The 25,457-nt window shown below is 43.2% G+C and carries 24 protein-coding genes; 16 read left to right on the plus strand and 8 right to left on the minus strand.

Going from position 1 to position 25,457, the window contains the following annotated elements:
• Positions 1 to 1,049: 1,049 nt before the first annotated feature.
• Positions 1,050 to 1,697, minus strand: coding sequence for a GNAT family N-acetyltransferase (locus tag ACX5KA_RS03050; protein ID WP_458730368.1), 648 nt, complete (start codon positions 1,695 to 1,697; stop codon positions 1,050 to 1,052).
• A 220-nt stretch (positions 1,698 to 1,917) separates the two neighbouring features.
• Positions 1,918 to 2,283 carry a DUF3192 domain-containing protein gene (locus ACX5KA_RS03055; protein WP_014948542.1) on the minus strand — a complete coding sequence of 122 codons (366 nt, stop codon included), beginning with the start codon at positions 2,281 to 2,283 and terminating at the stop codon, positions 1,918 to 1,920.
• Positions 2,284 to 2,627: 344 nt separating this feature from the next.
• On the opposite strand from ACX5KA_RS03055, the gene ACX5KA_RS03060 reads away from it, so the two are divergent.
• The gene (locus tag ACX5KA_RS03060) at positions 2,628 to 2,894 is read left to right on the plus strand and encodes a hypothetical protein (protein ID WP_458730369.1); all 267 of its coding nucleotides are present in this window, start codon (positions 2,628 to 2,630) and stop codon (positions 2,892 to 2,894) included.
• A gap of 59 nt (positions 2,895 to 2,953) precedes the next feature.
• Here ACX5KA_RS03060 and syd read toward each other — a convergent pair whose 3' ends face one another.
• The gene (gene syd / locus ACX5KA_RS03065) at positions 2,954 to 3,490 is read right to left on the minus strand and encodes a SecY-interacting protein (RefSeq protein WP_458730370.1); all 537 of its coding nucleotides are present in this window, start codon (positions 3,488 to 3,490) and stop codon (positions 2,954 to 2,956) included.
• A 143-nt stretch (positions 3,491 to 3,633) separates the two neighbouring features.
• Here syd and queF point away from each other — a divergent pair, with 143 nt between their 5' ends.
• The 7 genes from queF (at position 3,634) to ACX5KA_RS03100 (ending at position 11,595) form a co-directional block, all read left to right on the plus strand.
• Positions 3,634 to 4,494: an NADPH-dependent 7-cyano-7-deazaguanine reductase QueF gene (gene queF, locus ACX5KA_RS03070; RefSeq protein ID WP_458730371.1), complete on the plus strand. Its 861-nt coding sequence runs from the start codon at positions 3,634 to 3,636 to the stop codon at positions 4,492 to 4,494.
• 72 nt (positions 4,495 to 4,566) lie between these two features.
• Positions 4,567 to 6,123: a GGDEF domain-containing protein gene (locus ACX5KA_RS03075; RefSeq protein ID WP_458730372.1), complete on the plus strand. Its 1,557-nt coding sequence runs from the start codon at positions 4,567 to 4,569 to the stop codon at positions 6,121 to 6,123.
• Positions 6,124 to 6,134: 11 nt separating this feature from the next.
• Positions 6,135 to 7,496: a nucleotide 5'-monophosphate nucleosidase PpnN gene (gene ppnN, locus ACX5KA_RS03080; protein ID WP_458730373.1), complete on the plus strand. Its 1,362-nt coding sequence runs from the start codon at positions 6,135 to 6,137 to the stop codon at positions 7,494 to 7,496.
• 195 nt (positions 7,497 to 7,691) lie between these two features.
• On the plus strand, positions 7,692 to 8,066 hold the full coding sequence (locus ACX5KA_RS03085; protein ID WP_039223283.1) for a DUF3192 domain-containing protein: 375 nt from the start codon (positions 7,692 to 7,694) through the stop codon (positions 8,064 to 8,066).
• Between the two features lie 11 nt (positions 8,067 to 8,077).
• Entirely contained in the window at positions 8,078 to 9,688 is a 1,611-nt protein-coding gene (locus ACX5KA_RS03090) for a histidine kinase (protein WP_458730374.1), read from the plus strand.
• A gap of 258 nt (positions 9,689 to 9,946) precedes the next feature.
• Positions 9,947 to 10,954 (plus strand): isocitrate dehydrogenase, encoded by a 1,008-nt coding sequence (locus ACX5KA_RS03095; protein ID WP_039223286.1) that lies wholly within the window; start codon positions 9,947 to 9,949, stop codon positions 10,952 to 10,954.
• A 326-nt stretch (positions 10,955 to 11,280) separates the two neighbouring features.
• Positions 11,281 to 11,595 carry a ComEA family DNA-binding protein gene (locus ACX5KA_RS03100; protein WP_458730375.1) on the plus strand — a complete coding sequence of 105 codons (315 nt, stop codon included), beginning with the start codon at positions 11,281 to 11,283 and terminating at the stop codon, positions 11,593 to 11,595.
• A gap of 144 nt (positions 11,596 to 11,739) precedes the next feature.
• On the opposite strand, the gene galU is transcribed toward ACX5KA_RS03100, so the two are convergent.
• The 4 genes from galU to wecA form a co-directional block, all read right to left on the minus strand.
• The gene (galU, locus tag ACX5KA_RS03105) at positions 11,740 to 12,633 is read right to left on the minus strand and encodes a UTP--glucose-1-phosphate uridylyltransferase GalU (RefSeq protein ID WP_039223290.1); all 894 of its coding nucleotides are present in this window, start codon (positions 12,631 to 12,633) and stop codon (positions 11,740 to 11,742) included.
• A 293-nt stretch (positions 12,634 to 12,926) separates the two neighbouring features.
• Complete coding sequence (locus ACX5KA_RS03110) at positions 12,927 to 13,799, minus strand: glycosyltransferase family 2 protein (protein ID WP_458730376.1); 873 nt, start codon at positions 13,797 to 13,799, stop codon at positions 12,927 to 12,929.
• Positions 13,796 to 14,683, minus strand: coding sequence for a glycosyltransferase (locus tag ACX5KA_RS03115; RefSeq protein ID WP_039223293.1), 888 nt, complete (start codon positions 14,681 to 14,683; stop codon positions 13,796 to 13,798). Before ACX5KA_RS03115 ends, ACX5KA_RS03110 begins: the two co-directional genes overlap by 4 nt.
• A gap of 114 nt (positions 14,684 to 14,797) precedes the next feature.
• Positions 14,798 to 15,859, minus strand: coding sequence for a UDP-N-acetylglucosamine--undecaprenyl-phosphate N-acetylglucosaminephosphotransferase (wecA, locus tag ACX5KA_RS03120; protein ID WP_039223295.1), 1,062 nt, complete (start codon positions 15,857 to 15,859; stop codon positions 14,798 to 14,800).
• Positions 15,860 to 16,350: 491 nt separating this feature from the next.
• Here wecA and ACX5KA_RS03125 point away from each other — a divergent pair, with 491 nt between their 5' ends.
• The 8 genes from ACX5KA_RS03125 to galE all read left to right on the plus strand — a co-directional run bounded on the left by ACX5KA_RS03125 (position 16,351) and on the right by galE (position 24,326).
• Entirely contained in the window at positions 16,351 to 16,749 is a 399-nt protein-coding gene (locus ACX5KA_RS03125) for a hypothetical protein (protein ID WP_039223297.1), read from the plus strand.
• A 4-nt stretch (positions 16,750 to 16,753) separates the two neighbouring features.
• Positions 16,754 to 18,583, plus strand: coding sequence for a polysaccharide biosynthesis/export family protein (locus ACX5KA_RS03130; protein ID WP_458730377.1), 1,830 nt, complete (start codon positions 16,754 to 16,756; stop codon positions 18,581 to 18,583).
• 2 nt (positions 18,584 to 18,585) lie between these two features.
• Positions 18,586 to 19,365: an ABC transporter permease gene (locus ACX5KA_RS03135; protein ID WP_014997541.1), complete on the plus strand. Its 780-nt coding sequence runs from the start codon at positions 18,586 to 18,588 to the stop codon at positions 19,363 to 19,365.
• A complete protein-coding gene (locus ACX5KA_RS03140) occupies positions 19,362 to 20,036 on the plus strand; it encodes an ABC transporter ATP-binding protein (protein WP_334036486.1) in 675 nt (224 codons plus the stop codon). The genes ACX5KA_RS03135 and ACX5KA_RS03140 overlap by 4 nt, the downstream gene beginning before the upstream one ends.
• A gap of 12 nt (positions 20,037 to 20,048) precedes the next feature.
• Entirely contained in the window at positions 20,049 to 21,167 is a 1,119-nt protein-coding gene (locus ACX5KA_RS03145; RefSeq protein WP_421712157.1) for a capsule biosynthesis protein, read from the plus strand.
• 216 nt (positions 21,168 to 21,383) lie between these two features.
• Positions 21,384 to 22,904, plus strand: coding sequence for a peptide MFS transporter (locus ACX5KA_RS03150; RefSeq protein WP_014975839.1), 1,521 nt, complete (start codon positions 21,384 to 21,386; stop codon positions 22,902 to 22,904).
• A gap of 100 nt (positions 22,905 to 23,004) precedes the next feature.
• Positions 23,005 to 23,307, plus strand: coding sequence for a DUF6170 family protein (locus ACX5KA_RS03155; RefSeq protein WP_014975838.1), 303 nt, complete (start codon positions 23,005 to 23,007; stop codon positions 23,305 to 23,307).
• Positions 23,304 to 24,326 carry a UDP-glucose 4-epimerase GalE gene (gene galE / locus ACX5KA_RS03160; RefSeq protein WP_283629972.1) on the plus strand — a complete coding sequence of 341 codons (1,023 nt, stop codon included), beginning with the start codon at positions 23,304 to 23,306 and terminating at the stop codon, positions 24,324 to 24,326. The genes ACX5KA_RS03155 and galE overlap by 4 nt, the downstream gene beginning before the upstream one ends.
• A 185-nt stretch (positions 24,327 to 24,511) precedes the next feature.
• On the opposite strand, the gene ACX5KA_RS03165 is transcribed toward galE, so the two are convergent.
• Positions 24,512 to 25,456, minus strand: coding sequence for an MlaA family lipoprotein (locus ACX5KA_RS03165; RefSeq protein WP_458730378.1), 945 nt, complete (start codon positions 25,454 to 25,456; stop codon positions 24,512 to 24,514).
• Position 25,457: the final 1 nt, after the last annotated feature.

Here is a 25,457-nt window from a genome sequence, read left to right on the forward strand (position 1 = left end):
TGGCAGTTACACAGAATCTGTTACAGGCTCGAACAGAGGTGCCGCCGCATAGGGTTTAAGCTTCTATGTCGAAGAGCGTTGGCGGCTCCTAATAGCATTTAGGTCAAGTTTTACAACAAGTGCATACGGATTGATTCTAATAAACGCAAAAAAAGGGAACCTAGCGGCTCCCCTTTTTCCTGGAATTTTGAGTATCCTTCTCCGCGATCCTTTGCGACTAAAATCTTCCCGATTAAAATCCGTATACGCCCCTTTCCATCTACTCTCGCGCCTTCCTGTGCGAGCTACACATCCATGCGTAGGTCCCTTTCCTTTTATCCTAATTTACTGTACATCCTTCATACAGTGTTCCTCTTCCTGAGGCTGTCCTTGTCAGACTCCGCTGACGTTCCCTTCCCTCATTCCATTATTTGCTGCACATCCTGCTACAGCTTTGCCAATCCCTTAGCATGTCCCTCTTTCGTCCTTGGTTTGCTCGTCCATGCAAACTAGAAATTCCTTAAAGGCTATCCTGCCGTTGGCTCCTTGCCTCTAGCTCCTTGCTAGCTCTCGTCCATTTTTCCCTGCTACATCCTGTATGCGAAGTCCTTTCACGTTTTACGTCCCTGAATCCCTTTATATCCTTTAGAATCCGTTTCTAACATCCTGTTAATGCAGTGTCCTATCTGCTTTCCTTTCCCTTTCCCCACTGCCTTGTGGGAGTCTCATCCTTAAGTTGTCCTAACTTATTCCGTTGATGATCCTTGACTCAATCCGTGACTCGTCGTGTTTCCTTGTGACATGTTCATAGTATCCCTTCCAATTATTACCGCCATATTGAATTACAGAGATTTAAGAAAGATTCTTGTACGACTTTTGACTAATTTTTAGAAACTTCAATATAATCAATGACTTTATACTTTAGTATAAATTAATCTTTCATCATTTAGGTAAGATCACTCACAGCGTTTGTAGGAAATGTCTTACAAACGCTGTAGTAAATTTGGTGTAAAAATTAGAACTGCCACTGGTGAGGTTTTGGTAGGAGTATCACATCGAATAAAAAAGCATCATTTTAATCTGAACATTACCTCACCGTTCACATGAGAGAGGCTTAATTGTCCTACAACCTGATAATTGTCATCGTTAAAGAAAGCCCGATGTTTTTCTATGGTCACGAATACCGAAACACCCTCACTTTTTTCATCTTCCTCTACCACGCTATCAATAGCGCCAAGTAAAATATGCCCAAGCCCATGATGTTGATAATCTGGATGTACTGCAATGAAACTCAGCATGTGGAAGTTATCGGCGGGAACTAATGTTCGCACTTTTTCTTCTTTTTCTAGCATTTGCTTTGTACCGAACAAACCTGCCGTCAAAAGCATCCGCAGTCTCCAGTGCCAGTAACGTCCTGAGCCAAATGCTGCATCGGGCGCGGTCAAGCATGCAACGGCAACAAGCCGCTCATCATCGAACAGGCCAATCATCGGCTGCTCTGCAACCCAAAATGCATTGAGCTCTTCACGGATAGCTGACCGTAGACGGCTCTCATAACCTTCTTTTTCTGCTTGGAAAATGTCAATGAACAATGGGTCATCTACATACGCATTGTAAAGAATAGAGGCGGCAACTTTGAGATCATCTACAGATAGATAGATGGCTTTAACCGTGTCTTGCAAGGGGGCTATTGCATTATTAATAGCATCAGTATTCATCAGGGGCTCCTTGTACGCAAAGTTATACAGCTGCTTTTACCCACTTAAATAAAATGGGAGAAGTGGACACTACCGCACAACTTTTATCATTGCGCCAACCACCCACTTAAACTGATTAAACTTTAGCCTACGCGAAAAACCCCTAAATGTTAACTTTTTATTAACATTTAGGGGTAGTAAGTAATGCCTACTTTCGTAATCAATTACCAACTAACGATTATTAGTGCATTAAGCTATAAGCACTGTCACCCCAGCCAACTAAGTTTCCATTTCTGAAAACCAACGGCGTACACTCGTCTTTTGTGGTGATACCATCGCCCATCGTTTTTTGAGTTCGGTAGTAAAGTACGCGATATGTGCCGTCTTGCTTTTCGAACAGTTCGTTGAAATCAGCAACGCCCATTTTTCTCAATACACTTTCGTAAGTAGTCCCTGTTTCAAGATTCGCAATGTGTTTACGATTGTTAAACTCTCTGTCTTCCCAATCAGCACCATAGTGACTGTCTGAACCGCCACCTACTGACACGACACAACCTGAAAGCAAAACTGAAGATGCCAAAGCTACTGAAAGAAGAACCGTTTTCATGTGAATTCCTTAATTATGTGTGTTGTTTTTATTCGATACTACGCCTACTTTGTGAACCGACACTGAATAGGACATAAATACGCTAACGTAAGCACCACTGCGTTTATGCGTGATAATGTAATTTATGATTGATAAACAAGATTAAAGCCAAAAATTAAATTATTGATTTTTATACTAATCTTAATAACACCAATCTACGCAGGCTTTGAAAAATAGTGAAATTAGTAACTTATTAGTGAAATTGACTACGTAGACAAGCTACACTGCTACTATTCATGACTTTGAACCATTTTCGTATTATGAGTAACGCTAACCTGCAGCAACTTCACGTTTTGTGCCTTCAAATGCATAAAGAAGGAAAAACACCGTCCGTAGGCATTTTACGTGCAAAAGCTCCCTTTAAGGTATCGGTAACCGAAGCTATTGAAGCGATTAAGCGATTTAACGCACACAAACCTAAGCTAGAGGTATCTAACGAAGAAAACGTAGCGCAACAAAATCCTGTCGCCACAACTGATGAGCCGTGCAATTTGCAAGCACGGGTAGAGACGTTAGAAAAAGAAGTGGCGGAATTGAAGCGGGCGCTACATCAAATTATTAACGCCCAATAGCTTTTAGTCTTGCAGGCCGGGAATTTTAGGTCTGATTGACGTCAGTCAACGCATTAACGTCATATAGCAGGTGTAAGTTGCTCAATAAACACCGCAAGAGAAGGCGCAAGAATTTTGGCAGGCTCTCTGCCAACCTGCTCGAGTGCCACTTCGCCACTTTCGTTGACAACGGTTAAAATAAAATCTTCTTCGTCGGTTAAACCAAAAAACAATGTTGGCGCTTGCCTAAGTCTTTGCTTCATCAACAAATGCCCAATCAAGTTTTGCTGAAGTCGCTCGAAATCTTCGGAATTGAAAACTTGAAGCAATTCACAGCAACCTTGCGGGGCGTTAGCCTTTAAATTATCGCTGTAGTAACGAGTAAAATACTCGCAGTAGTCAGGATTTAGCTTTAGCGATAATGCCTCTTCAACATTGCTGAAAGACTGCACAGGCGATTGAAGTGTAGGAGACCATCTAACAAGTTCACCGTCTTGCGCCGTCGTCTCATAGCACGGCGAGGGCCATTCGCTATCAAATGCTATCTTGAGCCCCTCGCCCTGTTCGACATAAGATGATACAAATTTATCTAATTGTGCTGAAATTGTTAGAGCCATAATGACGTTACCTGCGTATTTTTGGGGTACACTATACAACTAAACAGTTAAGTCAATACTGTGGTTAATTCTACTGTGCTGTAAGACTGTGTCGCTGTGCAGTTCAACAATTTAAATCCCGCGTAGATGCATAAAAGGTTCTTATGTCGACGGACAACTCACCTCAAAAAATTACTATTTCTGCACCTGATGACCTCTCTTTGGGTAAACAGGTTGACTATGAATTTGAATATAATCCTGACTTGTTGCAAGGCGTGCCGCGCAGTCTAAGTCGTGATACATTGAACTTGGCTAGCTCAGGTTTACCTTTTGATGGTATCGACACTTGGACAGGATACGAACTTTCTTGGCTTAATTTAAAGGGTAAACCTAATGTGGCAATCTTAGAATGCCACGTTCCTATTACCTCAAAGAACCTAATCGAATCAAAATCATTTAAGCTATATTTGAATAGCTTCAACCAAACAAAATTCGCTTCAGCAGAGGACGTACGACAAGTGCTTCAAGCGGATTTGTCAGCGTGCGCAGGGGAGCCTGTCGAAGTAAAACTAATTCTTCCAGAGCAGTTTTCTTCGCTACAATTCCAAGAATTTAACGGAACCTTGTTAGATAGTCTGGATGTAGAAATCGATCAATATTCCCCTAATACTCAATACTTGACTGTTGCGAAAAATGTAACAGGAGTTCAAGAGACGCTTGTTTCTCATTTACTTAAATCTAATTGTTTAATCACAAGTCAGCCAGATTGGGCTAGTATTCAAATAAGGTATGAAGGAAAAGCTATTGAACACGAAGGGCTTTTGAAATATCTAATTAGCTTTAGGCAACACAACGAGTTTCATGAGCAATGCGTTGAGCGCATTTACAACGACATCATGCAGCATTGTCAGCCAGATAAGTTAACCGTTTGTGCGCGTTACACACGACGAGGAGGTTTAGATATCAACCCTTTCCGTTCAAATTATGAAGCGCCTTATGCTAATCATCGTCAAGCACGTCAGTAATATAACGGTGAAGTACATACCAACGCTACCTGAGCCGCGGCAGTAATAGCGAATTAGAATAAAGACGAGATTATGGAAGCAAAACAACTACAAACCCTAAAACAAAATAACGCGCTTCTTTGTCAGTTTATTGTGAAACTCTCAGCATTTTATGAGGGCTTCTCGGATAAGATCGATACTGAACTTAAAGTGTTACGAGGCCACCTTTCTGGCACACCTAATTTTAGTCTTGCCGCTGTGAGCATAGAAAAACTCAACAAATCACTTCAGCATCAAGAAATAACGCTTAGAAAGTACAGTATTGATACTGTTTCATCGCTAGAAGATGCAATGAAACAACTACAGAAAATTGTATTTGAAGATACTGAATTAAAAGGGTTAACCACGCAGGAATTGATTAAGCTAAATCAACCTGTAGGTGATATTTTCAGTATTTATAAACTCTATTCAAAAGCCATCGCGCTTCACCGCATTGCGCTCAACAAGGAAATGGTTGGACTTGAGCCATCTGAAATTACAGAAACTAAGTCCACTAGCAATGAAAGCACATCGGCTCATTCGATTAAAGATGATAACCCTCACTACCGTTCTATTTTGGTTGAGCTTAATCACCTTATTGCTTCTTATGCGCAAAAAAAACCTAACGATCAGCAACTCAACGATATAAAGCAACGTCTTGATGAAGGCATGGATGAAGACCAACTGCTTAAAAGCTGCGTTGTAATTTTACGCATGATCGTTCAAGACGCTATGTCAGAGGCGAGCTTAACAGGAAGGGTGATTCAGAGTCTGCACCGTTCATTAGGTCAGGTGAGTAGCGACGTAAGCAATACGATCCAAGGTAGCCAAGCCCAGTTCGAGCAGCGCCAAGCTGGTAATGAGCAACTTAAACGTGACATTATTCACATTGAAGAAGCCGTATCGGAAAGCAGTTCTTTAGAAGCACTTAAAGAGCAGACACAGTTTCGCGTAGAAAAGCTTGTGACTACGTTAAGCGAGCAACAAAGCAACGACCAGCAAGGTCAAGAAGCGTTAATGGCACTGCTCTCCTCTATGCAATCGCGAATAAATACACTTCAGCAGCAAACCAGCGTTTATAAAAAGAAGCTGGCCGAACAAGCAATGCAAAGCCGCACTGATCCGCTCACTCGGCTTCCAAACAGACAAGCGTATAACGAGAGACTAAAAGCCGCTTTTACCAAGTTTAAAGAAAATGGTGACTTGCTTGCGGTTGCCGTTGTGGATATTGACCATTTTAAGTCAATCAACGATAGATTCGGGCACGCAGCAGGCGATAAAACCCTTCAGGTAGTGAGTAAATTCTTAAAACAAAGTTTGTCCGAAAATGATTTTATTGGTAGGTGGGGAGGAGAAGAGTTTGTAATGCTACTGCCGCAGGCGCAGATGGCAGATATAGATAAAAAGCTTAATGAAGTAAGAACTAAACTTGCTGCAATGCCGTTTAAATTCAAGCAAGAAAAAGTAAAAATCACCGCATCTTTTGGCGCAACCTGTTTCAATGACAATGATACTACCGAAACTGTGTTTGAACGCGCCGATGAGTACCTCTATAAGGCAAAACGGAACGGCCGCAACCTCGTAGTCACTGATTTAAGCACTGACTTATAGGAAGTAAAAATATGAAGAAAGTGCAGCTTAACCCTGTTGGCTGGATGAGCCAGTTATCACAAGTAGAAGTTTCTCGCCTTCAAGACGCCACTAACAGCGAGCTCTTTGCTATGTTCAGAAGCTGTTGCCTTGCAGTATTGAACAGCGGCGTTGACGAAGACAATTTCGAAGCACTTTTTGCTCCTTATGAAAATTTTGAAATAAAACTCATTCGTCGTGAGCGGGGCGTAAAAATAGAACTCGTGAACCCACCTGAAGTGGCTTTCGTTGACGAAAAACTCGTTCGTGGTGTGCACGAACATTTGTTTGCGGTCCTTCGCGACCTGCTTTATATGGGCAACAAGTACGCGTTTCTTCACCAAACTGCACCGGCTGAAGGTAGCGACATCACAGACATGGTGTTTGACATGCTACGCCACGCTAAAGCGCTTGAAGGGAACGATGGCGTAAACACAATTGTCTGCTGGGGCGGCCATTCCATTAATCAAGTTGAGTACAAATACACGAAAGAAGTGGGCTATCAGCTCGGCTTGCGTGACATGAATATTTGCACAGGATGTGGGCCTGGAGCGATGAAGGGCCCAATGAAGGGCGCCACCATCGGCCATGCAAAGCAACGCCACAAGACAGGTCGTTACATTGGCATTTCTGAGCCGAGTATTATTGCCGCCGAGCCGCCCAATGCCATTGTCAACGAGCTCATTATCATGCCTGATATTGAAAAGCGTTTAGAGGCGTTTGTTAGACTCGGACATGGCGTTATCGTGTTTCCAGGCGGTGTAGGCACTGCCGAAGAGTTACTGTATCTGCTTGGCATTTTGATGAATGAACGCAATGCGCAGCAACCTTTTCCTTTAATTCTAACAGGGCCTGCTGGTAGCGAAGAATACTTTGAAGCCATAGACGCTTTTGTTGGTGCAACACTGGGTCCAGAAGCACAATCAAAATATCAAATCATTGTAGATGACCCTGAAGAAGTAGCACGTACCATGAGTAAACAGCTTGAAAAAGTAAAGAAATTCAGAGGTGCAATGGGTGATGCATTTAGCTTTAATTGGTCATTAAAGATTGAGCAGGATTTCCAACAGCCCTTTATTCCTACCCATGAAAGTATGGCTGCGCTTCAGCTGCACTTAGACCAGAGCAAAAGTGATCTAGCGGCCAATTTGCGCAAAGCGTTTTCAGGCATTGTTGCGGGTAACGTTAAAGCGGAAGGCATTGCTCAGATCAAAAAACATGGTCCGTTTGAGCTCACCGGTGATAGTACACTGATGGGGAAGGTTGATACGCTACTTGAGTCGTTTGTAAAACAACATAGAATGAAGCTACCTGGCAGTGCTTACGAACCTTGCTATGTTGTGAAAAATGGCTAAAAAAGCAAAATCATTGGCGACGCATTTGCTTACGTTTACTACTTATGTTTAGTGGGCGTTTTAAGGTACACTTACCTAGAGTGTATTTAAACGAAAAAATGTTACATGCAGCGAACTTCCTTTGTCTAATGCTTATGCTTTTGACATTGATATCCCTCACTAACATTTGAGTATAGAAAACGAGAAGTAACGGTCATGAATACCAAGGTTATTCGTCTAATTTTAGCTGGCGTCGCTTTATATGCGGTGTTTGTTTTTATGATTATCGCTTTTTATCCCGATAAGCCTGAAAATATGGATTGGAAAGACCGTGAAGAATACAACCGCGTTCAAATCACAAAATTAAAATTGGGCAGTACCCGAGAAGAAGTGCTTGCTTTGCTAGGCTCACCTGATATTACAGAAGCCAAGCGACAAGGTACTACAGCAATTCAGGTTATGTTTTTTAGAACTCAACATGTGCGCGCAGATGGATTAACGACACAAGACGAATGCACGCCTTTATTGTTTGAGAATGACAAACTCATTGCATGGGGTGAAGGGGCTTACTCCAGCTACCAGAAAAGTTAAAAGGATGGGGAATGACAGGCATCATTTCCACACTTAAACGCCTGATACATGTAGGCGAGGCTGATTTATCGGTCGAGCAGCGTATTAATCATTGGTTAAAAAACGCAAAGCGAATATTAACCTTGGTTAACGCCAATCCAGCGCTATCTGCAGCCACCCTTCACATCGATAATGACTTGCCTAAAGGCACACAGCAACTTTTATTACTCGCACTATTCGGCAAGCTGTGTCGATTTAACGATCATTATTTACAGCACGTTCTCGCATCTATACTCGCCACCCTTTGGCTGTCAGATAGCAACACGCCGCGCGATACGATACCAGATGTACTTCGCTTTTTGCGTAAGCACAATCTGGCTGTTTGGTTAGATACAATAAAGTTACAAAAAGCGTTTCGGGGTGAGAAACATAGTCAATATATCGCCGACAGCCGGCTCAACTTAGCGCAAAGACTTTGTCTTCTGGCAGGTGTTTTCGCCAATGGAAAGAAGAAAGCTGACTACAAAATAGTGTTCTCACGCGTAGCAGTTCGCCTACCCGCGCACCATAGGCATCATTTATCTCATCTTATCCCTCTTTTCAACGGCTTACTTCCCGGCGCAAAAGTTTATGCTGAAGGAGTACCGGGCGCTTTGGTAGATATTCAGCAAAATCATGGATTTGTTTTCATGCTGAGTAAGGATGATGAGGATGGTAAGTGGCTACCTTTATCGTCTATTAGCGCTCCCGTTTCTCTCTCGCTACCTTTTGAACACTTCGTTGCGCTATATACAGACACGGCCCACGCCAGAGTAAACCAAGGCGGATCACCATTTCTACCGTCCACATTTGCAATACAGCACCCACCAAAAGCTCTCATTACTATTATTGATGAGTTGAAGAAGCGAGATGTTGTTATTGATGAGTTGTGTGAGAAGATTCAAAAAGTGCCCACTTTTAATCACTTTTTAATCCATACTGCGAGCCAAGACAACAGATTACAATTGCCGGTTAAGAGCATAAAACAGGCGGTATTAACGTATGGTATAGAGCGCGTGGGCGATATGCTCATCCAGTTTGCTCTGTTAGAACGGCTTACGCAAAATCAATTCCCTTTGATGGGAATGTGCAAACAAATCACGCTTCTTGCGTGTTCATTTGCAAGTCATTTTGCTCAAGTTGCAGATTCAAAATTTACGCCACAATCAGCGGCATTAACAATGACGTTTATTTGCACACCGCTGTTCACACTTCCCGGCTTTAAGGTGTCTCAGTCCTTGCCTGTCGACCTAACCAAAACCGTTTCAATCAACAACGCATTTAAGGTGAAAACCGACACGACGTGGCTCGCAATAGCTTCTGAACTTGCCGGAAGTTGGCATCAGAGCTCGACATGGCGTGCTGTTATACACCAATGCGGGAAGTTGAGCTCTGACGTTCCAAAATCAATCCAAAAAGAACAAGCGATTTTGGTGTTAAGTTTTGCCCTGACAAAAGCCTGTTTGTTTGATCAAAATATTTACTCTCTCCTTCAAGATACAAAGGTAAAAACGCTTTTAAATATTCTTGGTATCAAGCACGAAGATATATCTGCAGCACTCGAGTCCAATGGACACTTGCTTTTTTGCCCTCTGGCCGTCTAGCGCTTTTGGACCTTTATCACCCGCATTACTCCCAGATATCAATATTTATCCCTCACCGCTTCAATTAATCTTTACGAATGGCTATAACTTGCGCCGGCTATCATATAAAATACGGCAACTTTTGCAGTGCTTTACCCTTTTTCCCTACATTTTCCATTATAATAAGTAAGCAGGCAGAATTTGACGCTTTAAGCGTCACCCTAAAAATTGAATAAACCTAACGATTTTGACAACAGAATTACCAGAGGATCCCTCCACATGACTCAGCAACGTATTACAGTCATTCGCGGTGACGGCATTGGCCCGGACATTATCGATGCAACCACAAAAATTCTAGATAAGGTTGGCTGTGACTTTGCCTATGACTATGCCGATGCGGGCTTAGTTGCACTGGAAGAACATGGCGAGCTACTACCTCAAGAAACATTAGACCTGATCGCTAAAAACAAAGTTGCCCTAAAAGGCCCTTTAACCACCCCCGTTGGTGAAGGCTTCACATCTATCAACGTAAGTCTTCGTAAGCAGTTCAAGCTGTACGCAAACCTTCGTCCAGTAATGTCTTTCAAAGGCACTAAGGCACGTTACGAAGATATCGACATCATTACCGTTCGTGAAAACACGCAGGGTATGTATTCTGGCCTTGGCCAAGTTGTTTCAGAAGACGGTAATGAAGCTGAAGCAATGAGTAAGATTACTCGTGACGGCGCTGAAAAAATCGTAACTTTTGCTTACGAACTCGCCCGCCGCGAAGGCCGCAAGAAAGTCACTGCTGTTCATAAAGCTAACATTCTTAAATCAACTTCAGGCTTATTCCTAAAAGTTGCTCGTGAAGTTGGTGAGCGTTACCCAGACATCGAATCAGCGGAAATGATTGTTGATAACTGTTGTATGCAGCTTGTTATGAATCCGCACCAGTTTGACGTTATTGTTACAACGAATCTTTTCGGTGACATCCTATCTGACCTGTGTGCCGGTCTTGTCGGTGGTCTTGGTATGGCACCTGGCGCGAACATCGGTGAAGATTGTGCAATCTTTGAAGCGGTTCACGGCTCTGCACCAGACATCGCAGGTAAGAACCTTGCTAACCCGACGTCAGTAATCTTGGCTGCGGCACAAATGCTTGAGTACCTAAACATGGGCGATAAAGCAGAGAAAATTCGCGCAGCACTGAAAGATGTGATCGAATCTGGCGACCGCACAACTCGTGACCTTGGTGGTGAGGCTGGTACAACAGAATTCACACAAGCGCTTCTTGACCGCCTATAGGCTTCATATGCGTTCACGCAGACATTAATTCAAAACGGGCTTTTAAGCCCGTTTTTTATTTATTCTCCCGCTTTTTTTAATAAAAACTGTACTAAAACTGGACTACCGCTTTTTCAACCCGTCTTTATCATCTTATGTGTACACGCTGAAGTATGCCGAATTCTGTAACTAGGTAATTATGTGAGGCGTATGCCGTCTCGACTTAGCCTATTTGTTGTTAAGAATTAGAAAATCTGTGTGCTTCAGGTACACCTTTTAATCTCAATTAGCTAAATAGCAGCGCCGATAACGTTTATGGCGCGTTTAGCCACATACAAGGAAAGATGATGAAAAAATTAATCTCAGGTTTACTCGTACTATCTGCACTAGCCATTCAAGCGCCAGCGGTTTGTGCTCAACCAGCGGATAGCGAAAATGCTCGGTTTAATCAAGGTACGGACCAGCAACAACGTATCGATTTAAACTCAGCGACCGTAGAGCAATTGATCACCCTACCCGGCGTTGGACAATCTAAAGCGAAAGCAATTATTAAATATCGAGAAGAAGTGGGACCGTTTCTTGAAGTCGCACAGCTAACCCAGGTCAAAGGTATTGGCGAAAAAATGCTTAACAAAATTGAAAGCTATGTACAGGTAAGATAGACGAGCTAAAGCGAATAAGCGGTACGCTGGCTCCTCGCGTAAAAAATGCGCCGTAAAGGCGCATTTTTTATCGTTTTAAGCTATTTGATTGCCCTAGTCTGTTGTATCTTGATATATAGTACCGATCAACAAACTCTAATAATACTATTTTAAAACAGAAGCTAAGTACTCTTTAAATTCGTCGCCTAACGACGGGTGACGTAACGCGTATTCAACGTTAGCTTTCATGTAACCTAACTTACTGCCACAGTCGTGACTCTTACCTTTCATGTAGTAGGCATCAACTTGTTCAAGTTTCATCAGTGCATCAATAGCATCAGTCAGCTGTACTTCACCACCCGCTCCTGGAGGAGTAAACTCTAACAGATCCCAGATTTTTTCTGACAGAACGTATCGACCTACCACAGCAAGGTCAGAAGGTGCTTCGTCGCGAGGCGGCTTCTCTACCATTTTGTGTATCTTCGCTGACTGACCTGGGGCAATAGCCGCGCCGTCTAGATCTGCGATACCGAATTTAGAAATATCTTCGTCTGGGACCTGCTCAACCATAACCTGACTTACTCGGCTGGTGTTAAATTTGGCAACCATGTCTGCAAGGTTATCTTTCTTAGGATTACTTGCTGCATCATCAATAATAACGTCAGGTAGTACTACCGCAAATGGCGCATCGCCAATCAGAGGTCGAGCGCAAAGTACTGCGTGACCAAGCCCATTCGCAACGCCTTGGCGAATGTGCATGATAGTTACATCTTTTGGACAGATTGACTGTACTTCTTCTAACAGTTGGCGTTTTACACGCTTTTCTAGCGTGGCTTCTAGCTCAAAAGAGGTGTCAAAGTGGTTTTCAATGCTGTTTTTACTCGCGTGTGTTACTAGGATAATTTCTTTTAGCCCTGCGGCAACACACTCACTTACTACATATTGAATTAGCGGCTTATCAACCACTGGTAACATCTCTTTAGGGATGGCCTTTGTTGCTGGAAGCATTCTGGTCCCTAGACCTGCTACAGGGATTACCGCTTTTTTAACCTGACTCATTAGTTAATATCCTTCTTAAAATCCTAATTACACGCTCAAGTCGACATCACGTCGTCAATTCTTCCTTAAGCTGGTTATATTCGATGCTGTTATCTAGAGTAATGCAATCGATGTTCCAATTACCTTTTTAGAGCATTAATGTCTTGAAAGTGGGCATTACAGCTTTTAATCACCGTTGAACGCACAAAATTTGGGATAAATAATATCTAATGCACCAAATTAGTGAAAGGGGGACGCGAAGATTTTTCACTGTATCTGCTCGTTAACTAGCGACACGTTGCTAAATGCCGACGCTATTTAACAACTTTATCGGGTTGAATCGGGCCACTCCGATGTTTGAGGCCATCTTTTAGCCCTAAACGCATGTATTTGCCTCTCTCATGTCCCTGACCAAAACAAAATCTATTAACAATGTACCTTACGGGTATTGCACAAACATGACGAAGCTTCCAATAAAGTGGAACATAACGACGTCTTGCTAGAATTAACACATTCCGAAATTGGTAGTAGAGCCTAATGGGTGCCCCTTGCTTAAAGGTAATTCCACACACCTTTATTCTGTCATCGCCCTGCCGATGAGGCATGCAGGCGCTAAGCGACTGATAAATAGTCATGCCCTTGGCTCGTGCACGCCAGCACCATTCGTGATCGACGCCGTCAATAAATAGGCCATTCTCTTTTTCTCCTACCCGTTCAAAAGCGTGGCGAGAAAGGAGCATGCCTGAAGCTATTATTTGTTTTACTTCTTTTAAGCTCTCAGATATTTTTTTGCCTTTTTGTAAAACACCTTGGTCAACGCAATCTGAAAATTGACAGTAAATAGAGGGGCCTATGGCAGCAATGGAAGAGCTTTTCTCCATAGTTTTAAACTGCTGCAATAACTCAACGGCAATAGTGGGCGTAAATAGACTATCTTGGTCTAGCAAAAACGCATATTCAACGCCTCTATCAAAAAGCGTTTTCAAGCCAATATTTTGAGCTTTAGCAATGCCCACATTGGTACCACAATGAATGTACTTGAAACGGGGATCACTAAGGCGGTCGTCAGCACCGGCCGTGTTATCAACGACCACTAAATCCCACTCAGGCGCACTGAAAGCCTTAATGACCTCAGCGACGTGACTAAAATCCGGATTATAGAGTATTACGACAACGCCTGTTTTCAATGCTTACCAAACCTCTCTAGCAAGTGACGGTCGAGTTTATACGCTAGTTTCACAACTTTACCGGGCATTAAACGCAACGACAATACTCCGCATGCATAGAAAAAATTATAGGGAGAATATTGCTTTAGCTTGGTTATCGCGTAAATTCGCGCTTTGAATTCATTAAGGGACTTGCTCAGTCCTCGGCGCTTATAGAAGTTATTCACTCTCCTAAATTTTAACAAACGGTCCTTTAAATTCCTGAAAATATACCCTTGTGAAGCAAGAGTAATCCAGAAAAAATAATCTTGAGTGTTAAGTAAGTCATCATTGTATCTGTGCCCATCGAGAAACACATTGTACCGAATAATTACGGTAGGGTGATTGAGAGAACAACGCCTTGGTAATATGCGCGTGATCTGCTTGTGAGATGCCGGCATTACACGTGCTCCCACCTTCTTACCACTTTCGTTGATTTCAGTCAGCGCTGAGCCTAGCACAGAGATGTTGCTGTGCTTTTTAAGGTAAGTGATTTGGCGCGAAAGGCGGTGCTGTTCAGAGATATCGTCTGCGTCCATCCTAACAAAAAAAGACGGTTCAAACGCTAAACCAAAATCGATGGCTGAATTCATACTGCTTGCAAGTCCCATATTGTGACTATTTTGCGCTAGAACAATCCTATTATCACTCATAGTTGCAGTGTTGAGGACTTGAGTTATCGAGCCTGGTACAGGCCCATCAATAACTATAATAAAAAGGAAATCGGTATAACTTTGGCTGGTTATGCTCTCAATAGACTCCTCGAGCCACTTAGCATTGTCTGCTTGATAAACCGCCATTGCGACAATCGATTCAACGTGCTTTTTTTTATTTTCGTTGTGAAGAATAGAGAATTGATTTATCAAGAATATTTTTACCAGCCTAAAAGAAACAGAGAAAATAAAAGCGCTCTTACGCGCCTTTATTTAGGAAGGTATGTTACAACTATTTCGCGCAACCTGCTATGGGGCTCACCAAATTTACGACGAGAACCGCTTGATAAAGCGAAGGACGCTCCATATATGTTGGATCACTAAACTGTAAATAATCAAAAGACCAATAAAACTATAAAACATTACAGCTTCTGGCACTTGATATACTTCACCTAATATACCAATCAAGCAGTAACACGCACCAAGGCATAGTATAGCGACCAATGACTTCCTACTACTTAGTCCGGCCCGCATAAATATATTGTGAAGGTGCTGCCTGTCTGGCTTTAACATTGATTGCCCCTTTCGAGCACGGCGATACATAATTGCCGCCATGTCCATTAGAGGAAGCCCTACCAGCCACACCGCTGTTATAGGTCTAAACGCAGCGGAGCCACCTTGTGTATGATCAACAAGCAGCCACACTATCGTAAGCCCAACGAACATACTACCAGCATCGCCCATGAATATTTTATTACCTTTAAATCCTTTCCAACTTAAATTGAAAGCAAGAAAAGGAACGATTGCGGCAACGATGATAAGCGGCTCCATAATCGACGCGCCATTACCGGTAAAAATCAAAAAGCCTGCAACGGTAAGCAATATAACCAAGCTCATACCACCTGCTAGACCATCAATACCGTCGATCATATTAAATGCATTGATAACACCAACGACACAAATGATAGTGAAAAAATACCCGCCGAGGTCGAGCAGCACTTCGCCAGTGCCAAAGATGTTGCCTAATGAAGTAATATAATTTTGTGCGCTCCATGCCATGATAGCAGCCACACCAAATTGGCACATAAGGCGCCCTTTAGCACTTAAATCGAAACGGTCGTCAAGCATACCAAGCAAGACGACAAAAGCGGACGCAGTAAAGAAAAGGGGATCATTCTTCATCCATACATCTGTAGCGACACTTGCTACAAGAACAGCCATGAATATCGCTACCCCCCCGGTTAACGGGACGATTCCTGCATGGCGTTTGCGCGCAGTAGGTTGGTCAACCAAGCCGAACTGATGCGCTAATGGCGTCATCACCACTAAAAGTATTAGGGCTACGAAAAATGCAGTGAAAAGCGGGACGAACTGCAAGTACGCTAGCATAGAACACACAACCTCTCGTCATCGGACAGCGAAATATTTGGATTTTCGAACATAACCAATGCACTTTTAAATTTGTCTATAAAACTCAATGTTGATTCCATTTACATACAACTTCCATTTCTTCCAGCGCGGTGAGGGCTTGTTGTTATAACTGTGCGGGTAGAAAACCGCCATATGATATAAAACATTTGTTTAAGTAACCACCCCAATCAAAAAAATAACGTTTCAAAAAAATTTCATACAATACGCTTAGAGCCCATCTCAACGAGCCAAGCTGCCTTTAGCATTTAGAATAATGCTTAATTTTTTATTAACGAATTTCATCATCTTTTATTCCGATGAATAGTAAATTTTTTCAACACTTTTGAACTTGCTAGTAAAAAAGCGGTCTTCTTGCTTCGCCAGACCCTAGCGCCAGAGCGATAGCAAACATGCTTTTTTTAAAACTTATGTTATCCTAGCGCCAAATTGCTATATGGATATGAAAGCTAATGTTCAAACAATTCAAACGTTTTTTATTGCCGTTCGCACTAATAGTGGGCGCAACAGGGTGTACTAACTCACCTACAGTTACTGAAGCTGACATCCCTTTGGTACACTCTTCTCTTGCATATTCTTTAGCGCCGGACAAAGAGCTTGCAATAAACATTCCAAAAGCCAATATCTATTTTGATACAAAGGAATCTTTCAAGATACGCTTTGATGGTTACGATTACGAAGCATCCAAGCACTATGTTTCAGCTACCGGCAATAAATGTATCCGCTTTTCTTTACAAGATAGTGACTCGGTTCAAAATGGAGCGCAGCGCAAATTAACAACTTGTCAGCGAGATGGGCAGTGGAGAGTCGTATCTCCTCTCGTTGTTTCAGCAGCCGTGCTAGGTGAATAAAACAATGAAGTTTATGGATATGAAAGACACATTAAAAGCGCTGTCAAAAATAGCATGTACAGCAGTCATTGGCAGCATGATGTTACAACCGGTTTTTGCTCAAAGCATGGAGCAACTGCAGCAGTTACGTGAAAGAGCTCAGCAATCTCAAAGCGGCATTTCGGCCCAGTCGGTATCTCCGTTGAGCGTATCAACACAGCGAACGTTGCCAGGCGCATCAAGCTCTGCAAACACGATGGGGCAATTCTCAACCCAACCAAGAAATGGGGTTAACCTCCCTGGTGAGCCCACAATTGACACCGTGTTTCCAGCACAAGCGCCTATGGAGAACCCGCCATTTGCTGCAAACCTCTTTATTGGTGGTTTTGAATCCGAACGCAGTTCAGGGTTAAACGACAATTACTTAGTAGCACCTGGCGACAAAATAAATATTTGGCTTTGGGGAGCAGTGAATTTTTCAGACGTAGTAACCGTTGACAACCAAGGCAATATTTTTATTCCTAATATCGGTCCTATTCGAATAGCAAACACACCTGCAGGCACGGTAAACCAAACAGTTACCGCTAAAATTAGGCAGGTGTATACCAACGATGTGAATGTTTACGTAAACCTTCTTACATCGACCCCAGTGTCTATATTTGTATCAGGGCCAGTTTTGCGCCCCGGTCAATACGCCGGCCTTGCTTCAGATAGCGTACTTTATTATCTAAAACGTGCAGGCGGTATCGACTTCCAGCGTGGCAGTTTTAGGCAAATAGATGTCGTTCGCAACGGCAAGACAGTAGCCACTGCAGACTTGTATGCTTTTTTTAGAAGTGGAAAGCTTCCAGCTGTATCCTTCAAAGACGGCGACACTATTTTAGTGCACCCAATTGGCAACACAATTGTTGTTGAAACCGGAGCCCGTAATAGCTTTACCTTTGAATTTCTAAATGAAGAATTAAATGGCGGCGTAGTTAACTACTTTGCACGCCCCGGTGAATTCGCTTCTCATGCCTCAGTATCGGGTGTTCGCAATAATAAACAGTTCGCACGTTACTTAGATTTAAAAGCGTTCGCTTCTTTAGAACTAAGCGCGGGCGATACGGTAGAGTACATTGCAGATCACGAACCGCAAATATATCGCATCAATGTTGCAGGAGCCTTCGCAGGCGCATCACAAATTATGGTTGATAAAGGTGCGCGCTTACTTGACGTGCTAGACCATATTGAAGCTGATACCACGCTCTCTGATACGCAAAACATTTATTTACTGAGAGAAAGTGTAGCAATAAAGCAAAAGCAAATTATTGAAGAGGGTTTACAGCGTCTTGAAAGAAGCATGTATACCGCCCCAATAAGCTCTACTGGTGAAGGTGCGATTCGAGCTCAAGAGGCGCAGCTTGTCGCAGACTTTATTGCACGAGCAAGGCAAGTAGAACCGCAAGGCCGTGTCGTTGTCTCTGAAAACGGCGACATAGCTAATATTTTGTTAGAACCCAACGATACCATCGTCATTCCTGAAGTAACTGACTTGATTCACGTTGGCGGGGAAGTATTGCTGCCTCAGTCTGTGGTGTTTAACCCAGATGCAACTACCGAAGATTACGTTGCATGGGCTGGCGGTTTCACTGAACGCGCTGAAGACGAACGTATACTAATTGTTCGCAAAAACGGTAACGTTACTTTTTCAAGCGTGAACGACTCATTCCTTTCAAGTGACGAAAGCAAGCTTGAGCCAGGGGACCAGATTATCGTTCTGCCTGCAATTGATACCAAAGTACTGCAAGCTGTCAAAGATATCACTCAAATCGTCTATCAAATTGCTATTGCAGCTAACGTAGCTACTAATTAAGCATGGTAACCTTTAAAGACCAGCTCTACGCATGGAGAGGCGTGATATTCGCGCTTTTCCTGCGTGAGCTTCAAAGTAAATTTAACGATAAATTTGGCTTAGGCTGGGCATTTTTAGAGCCCTTTGCATTTATCTTCGCGCTGTCATATTTGCGTGGACTGATCAGTGGCGATGATATCCATTCTATTCCTCTCTTTCTTTTTATGATGATCGGAATGGTCGGCCTGCAGTCTTTAACTACATGCCTACAGTCAGTTTCAACTTCTGTGCGAAGAAATAAGCCGCTCTATGCGTTTAGGCAGGTTCAACCTATTTCAGCGATACTCACAGCGGGCTTCCTCGAGTTTTCAGTCAAAGTTGTGGTTGTCGCATTACTATGTCTCGCGCTTTACCTTATGGGCGAGACCTTTACGGTAAATGACCCGTTGCTGCTGATATCTCTGTTTCTTCTTTTATGGGTATTTTCAATATCCATTGGGATGATTTTTGCTATTGCTGCTGCATTCGTGCCGGAAGTAGATAAGATAAAATCAATGCTTACCCGCCCACTAATGTTTATTTCATGCGTTTTTTTCAGCCTTCAAGACTTACCCGAAGAATATTGGCCGTACTTAACTTGGAACCCTCTTGTTCATTTTAATGAACTAGCTCGTTACGCTTGTTTCGAATCCTATGGCACTAATGGTGTTTCATTGGGTTTTGTAATTGAGATTACCATTATTTTTCTCTTTCTAAGTCTTTCGATGTATCACATCACATGGAAGAAGGTGTTGTCACGATGATAAGAATTGAGAATCTTACTAAGAGCTACCCCAGTAAAATGGGCCCTCAATATATTTTCAAAAATTTGAATTTTGATTTCCCAACGGAAAATAATGTCGCAATTTTAGGTAAAAACGGTGCAGGTAAATCCACCCTTTTCCGAATGCTAGCGAAAAGTGAATATCCTGACAAAGGGCGTGTTTTAACAAATAAGTCCATGTCTTGGCCGGTTGCCCTTCAAACAGGTGTACACCCGCAAATGACAGGGCGTGAAAATACGCGATTCGTGGGGCGAATTAATAACGTCAAGTCGCTCCCAGAATACGAAGAAAAAGTGCAGGAGTTTGCCGAGTTAGGTAAACGCTTCGATCTTCCTGTGCGCACCTACTCGTCTGGCATGCGCGCAAAACTGGTGTTTGCGTGCTGCATGAATATCAATTTTGATATTTATCTTATCGATGAAGCGACATCAGTAGGCGATCCGCTTTTCAGAAAAAAAGCGCGTTTGTCGCTTAAGGAAAAAAGTGAGCAGGCCGGCGTTATCATGGTTAGTCACGAACTCGACCAAATCCGCGAATTCTGTACGTCTGCCGTAATCATTGATGAAGGCAAGCTTACTTACTATCACGATCTCGAAGAAGGCATCGACGTTTATACGCAGGATGCAGACAATAAGAAATCACTTAAATAGGTTCAAATCACAGTGGAAAAATCTCTTACACAGCTCAATGCCCTTCTCAGCAAGCACAAAATGCTCTTGCTTGTACTTCCATGGGTACTTTACGCCGTATACCTTGTTTTATGGGCTGCGCCACAGTACGAAAGTAAAAGCCAACTTATTGTTAAGTCAAGTGACGGCGGCAGCAGCTTCGACCCTTCATCCCTGCTTATGGCAGCCGGTGTTTCAGGCGCGTCAGGTGGTACAGAAAGTCAACTTGTTGAAGCTTACATTCAATCTGCCGACATGATTAAGTATCTCGATAAAACCATAGGGCTTCGTGAGCACTACATGTCGGACAAAGCTGATATGTTTAGCGGTTTGTCGTCTTCACATAAGCAAGAAGACTTTTACCAGTTCTATCTAGACCATATTGACGTTAGCGTGGATTCGGCATCTTCAGTCATTAGTTTGCGAACTCGCGCTTTCGACGCTGAATATGCGCAAATAATAAACCAAGCTATTGTTGATAAAGCGGAAGAGTTTATTAATAACATCAATAACAACTTAGCGAAGTCAAAGCTTACTTTTGCTAAAGGTGAACATGAGATTGTTGAACAAAAGCTTCAACAAGCAAAAACTGAAATTTTAGCCTTTCAATCCAAATACAACGTGCTCGACCCTACTGCTGAAGGTGCAGCGTTTCAGCAAATCGCTTTTTCATTAGAGGCAACCCTCGCCCAGAAAAAAGCTGAGCTGAGCACTATGTCGACCATGATGTCTAACGTCGCCCCAGAAGTGATTAACATTAAGCGTGAAATAGCTGCTCTACAAAAAGAAGTAGAAAAACAGAAGGAGCGAATTAGTACTGCTGAAGGAGAAAGTGAAGCACTGTCTGTGAGTGAGCTTATGGCGCAATACAGTAACCTTCAGGTTCAGCTTCAATTGGCCATTCAAGCGTACTCTTCATCGCTGATTACTTTAGAAAATGCGCGAGTAGAGGCATATCAAAAACTACAACATTTGGTAACAGTAGAATCGCCTACCCTTCCAGATGACAATGCTTACCCCACCGTAATTTACAACCTTGTACTTTTTGGTGTTTCATTGTTGCTTATCTATGGGATAGTGCGAATTATAGTAGCTACTATCCGCGAGCTTTAGTGCTTCCATCTCTTTAGCAAATCATTATTCAATCGGCTAAGTCGTACAAGACTTAGCCGATTGACACAGCTTTAATGAAGTTTGTCGCCCAAATCTTGTGTCTTTAAGCAAGCTCTAGTATAAGAAGCTATCCGCCTTACGGACTACTATCAAAGAGCCTATCCTATAAGTGCTCTACAATAACAACCATAAGCAATATGGAATTAAAATATAATTATGAAACCATCTAACGATACTAGCTTTTTCGGCCATCCAGGGGGCCTAAGAACGCTATTCTTTACAGAAATGTGGGAGCGCATGAGTTATTACGGAATGCGCGCGCTACTCGTTCTTTTCATGACCGCGAGCTTACAGACACAAGGCTTAGGTTTTACTGTTGCAACCGCTGGCGCTATCTACGGCCTATACACAGGTGCGGTATATTTCCTAGGTTTACCGGGCGGCTGGTTAGCGGACCGCTTAATCGGTGGTAAGAACGCCGTATGGTATGGCGGTATTATCATCTTCGCAGGCCACGTGGTACTCGCCATAGACTTGCAAAACCTTTTCTTCGTTGGCCTTATCCTTGTTGCTTCAGGTACTGGCTTACTTAAACCTAACATTTCAGCAATGGTTGGCCAGCAATATGGTGACGACGACGGCCGTCGTGACAGTGGTTATGCGCTGTATTACATGGGCATAAACATCGGTTCACTCATCGCCTACCTAGTTACCGGTTATTTACAGGAAAACTGGGGCTGGCACTATGCATTTGGTGCAGCTGCCATCGGTATGGCAATCGGCCTAATTCAATATTACTTCAGCAACCGTTCGTTATCGGCTGATTCTGTTGCTCCTGCAAACCCATATCAAGGTGCGGCTAAACAGCGCGCATGGATGGGCGTATGGGCAGTGATTGCACTTGCTGTTGTGGTAATTGTGCTTGCACACATGGGCACTATCGTTATTGAGCCAGTTGCCCTTGCTCAACAAGTTGCCATCGTATTTACCGCAATCTTCTTCCTTTACTTCGGGTTCATTTATTTCAAAGGCCAGCTAAGCGACAACGAGAAGAAGCGCATGTGGGCGCTGTTTTTAGTGTGTGTCGCTTCAGCATGTTTCTGGTCTGGTTTCGAACAGGCTGGCTCTTCACTCAACCTATTCGCACAGAACTATACCGACCGCGTACTTGAAAGCGGCTCGCTACTTACATCTTGGTTCGGGATGGACGCTATCCCAACAGTATGGTTCCAGCTTTCAAACTCGCTATTTATAATCATCCTGTCGCCTTTCTTCGCTGCCCTTTGGATTAACCTTGCTAAAAGAATGATTGACCCGTCGTACACGATTAAGTGTGCCGTAGGTATCGTTATTATGGCGTCGGGCTTCTTGGTAATGTTTATGGCGTCTCAATATGCTGCACAAGGCCTTAAAGTTGCGCCTATGTGGCTTGTTACTACCTACTTCTTACACACTGTTGGTGAGCTGTGCCTAAGCCCTGTTGCACTAAGTGCAGTAAGTAAGCTATCGCCTAAGCGTTTCGCAGGGCAAATGATGGGGGTATTCGTACTGACTTACTCTATTGGTAACATCATTGCTGGCTTACTTTCAGGTAACTTCGACCCAGAAAACGTAGAGCAAATGCCAGACCTGTATCTTCAGATTGCCCTATTTAGCATCGCCATTGCCATCGTGATTGGTTTAATGAGCTTTAAATCTCGTTTCTGGGAAAAAGCAGGTATTGAACAAAAAGCGTAATTTATTGTTAGCATGTTTTAAGTGCTGACCAATTACCCTACAATAACCGCCGCAACGTAACGTTCCGGCGGTTTTTTATTAAGGGCATTTGCATAAACCTATGAAGTTTTATTTTTCTACCAGAGACATTCCTGCCTTAAAAGGTCTTCCACTGACAGAGCGCGTTAAGTTGCTTGATCAGGCCGCAAAGCGGCTATCTGTCCCTGAGAAGACTTTACTGAATGTGCTAAAGTTACTCGTCATTGTCCCCGTATTCGCATTTATTCTTCAAACCGCGTCAAATTGGACCTCGTTACTGTGGGCTTTTGTGGTATTTTTAATTTATCCATTGGTTGTAAAACCTATTCAATATTCCATCTGCGCTAAATACATTGCGCAACCGTCTAGCAAGGAGAATGCATGAAGACCATCTTAGTCACTGGTGGTGCAGGCTATATAGGTAGTCACACAGTTTTACAGTTACTTGAACAAAACTACGGTGTTGTAGTGCTGGATAACCTTGCAAACGCAAGTGCTGAATCACTTCGTCGCGTAGAAGCGTTAACAGGCAAGTCGGTTACTTTTGTTCAAGGTGACATTCGCGATACCGCCGTGTTAGATGACATATTCAGCGAGCATAACATTTATGCCGTTATTCACTTTGCCGGTTTAAAAGCCGTCGGCGAGTCTGTGCAAAAGCCACTTTCATACTATGAAAACAACGTGTACGGCACGCTAACGCTATGTAAAGCTATGCAGAAGCACAATGTAAAGAATATTGTGTTTAGCTCATCTGCAACGGTTTACGGCGATCCAGCATCGCTACCGCTACGTGAAGATATGGCCACAGGCCACCCGACAAACCCTTACGGTATGTCGAAGCTTATGGTTGAGCATATGCTTAGCGATCTTTACGTATCGGACAACGAGTGGAACATTGTATTGCTTCGCTACTTCAATCCAGTTGGCGCACACGAATCTGGCCAGATCGGTGAAGATCCCAACGGTATTCCGAACAACTTAATGCCTTATATCTCTCAGGTTGCTACCGGTAAGCTAGAGCAGCTAAGCGTGTTCGGTGACGACTACGATACCGTTGATGGCACAGGCGTTCGCGACTATATCCATGTTGTTGATCTAGCCAACGGTCACTTGAAAGCACTCGATCGCTTGAACCTCAATATGGGCTTAGATAAGTACAACCTTGGAACAGGTCAGGGCTATTCAGTAATCGAAATGATCAAAGCTTTCGAAAAAGGCTCGGGTAAAACTGTACCTTATAAAATTGCTCCGCGTAGAAGCGGTGATGTGGCAGCCTGTTACGCCGATCCTACTAAGGCAGCCACAGAACTCAATTGGCATGCAGAAAAAGGCTTGGAAGACATGTGTGCCGACACATGGAACTGGCAGTCACAAAACCCGATGGGCTATCCAAAGGATTAGCTTGTCGTTTGAACGCTGCCAATAGGCTTGTTCACATACCTAGAACTAAAAAGCCATGCTGTTGAGCATGGCTTTTTTTGTGCGGGCATTTATAGCTAGAGTGACGTTGAAGTTGAGGTTAGATAACAATAACTAAACCCTGCCCCCGAACTTTATCCAACATCGTTTTATTTATTACTCTTGCTCTATTTGCCGTCTTTCGACTTGGCGTCTTTTTCTTTTAGCTTAGCTTTCTCACTGTCATCAACTGACGAATCTTCTGAATCTGTCGACTCATCAACACCTTCTTCCGACGTTTCTTCATAGCTATCAAAATCATTGCCTTCCAACATTGCTTCAAAATCAGCAAAGTCATCTAGCTGCTCATCATCAATGGCTTTATCGCCGCTTTTACCGTCGGTAACGCGAAACTCCAAGTTTTCAAAGTAAGCATTTTTCACAAAAGCATAGTCATCAACAGACTGCTCAAGCTGCGCCTCTTGATCAAGTAATTGAGCTCGTGTTTCAAGTACCGAAATGCCAATACGCGCTAAGTTTACAGACCCTTCAAGTAACGACATTGGAAACGCAAAACCGTCAACATAATCCCCTGTGAAGCTTCGCGGATCGCTTGGGCCTAAAAAGGGCAGCATTAAGAAAGGCCCAGTATCTAATCCCCACACAGCCAGAGTTTCACCAAACTGCTCGCGTTTACGCTCAATGCCAATTTTTGACGCAACGTCAAACGTGCCAACTAACCCTACCGTGGTGTTAATTAAAAAACGAGCCAAGCTATCTAAGCCATCATCAACCTTGCCTTGAAACATATTATTCAAAAAGTTCGCAGGCTCTTGTAGGTTGTCCGTGATGTTCACCAAACCAGTTCGCGCAGGCTGAGGCATCACAGTCACGTAGGTAACGGTTATTGGGCGTAAGATGTAGGCATCCAACACATCCCAGTTAAAATCCCAGATTTCACGGTTAACTGGCTCGAACGGGTCACGGGGGTCTGAAGTATCCACTACGGGCGCGTTCGACCCATTGTCTTGAGAATACGCTTGAGCTTGATCTTGCGTATGGTTACTCGCACAGCCACCTAAAAGACTTGCGGCAATAATCAACCCGGTTACGAGTGATTTAGACAGTTCCATA

Source organism: Alteromonas alvinellae (genome assembly GCF_902705805.1).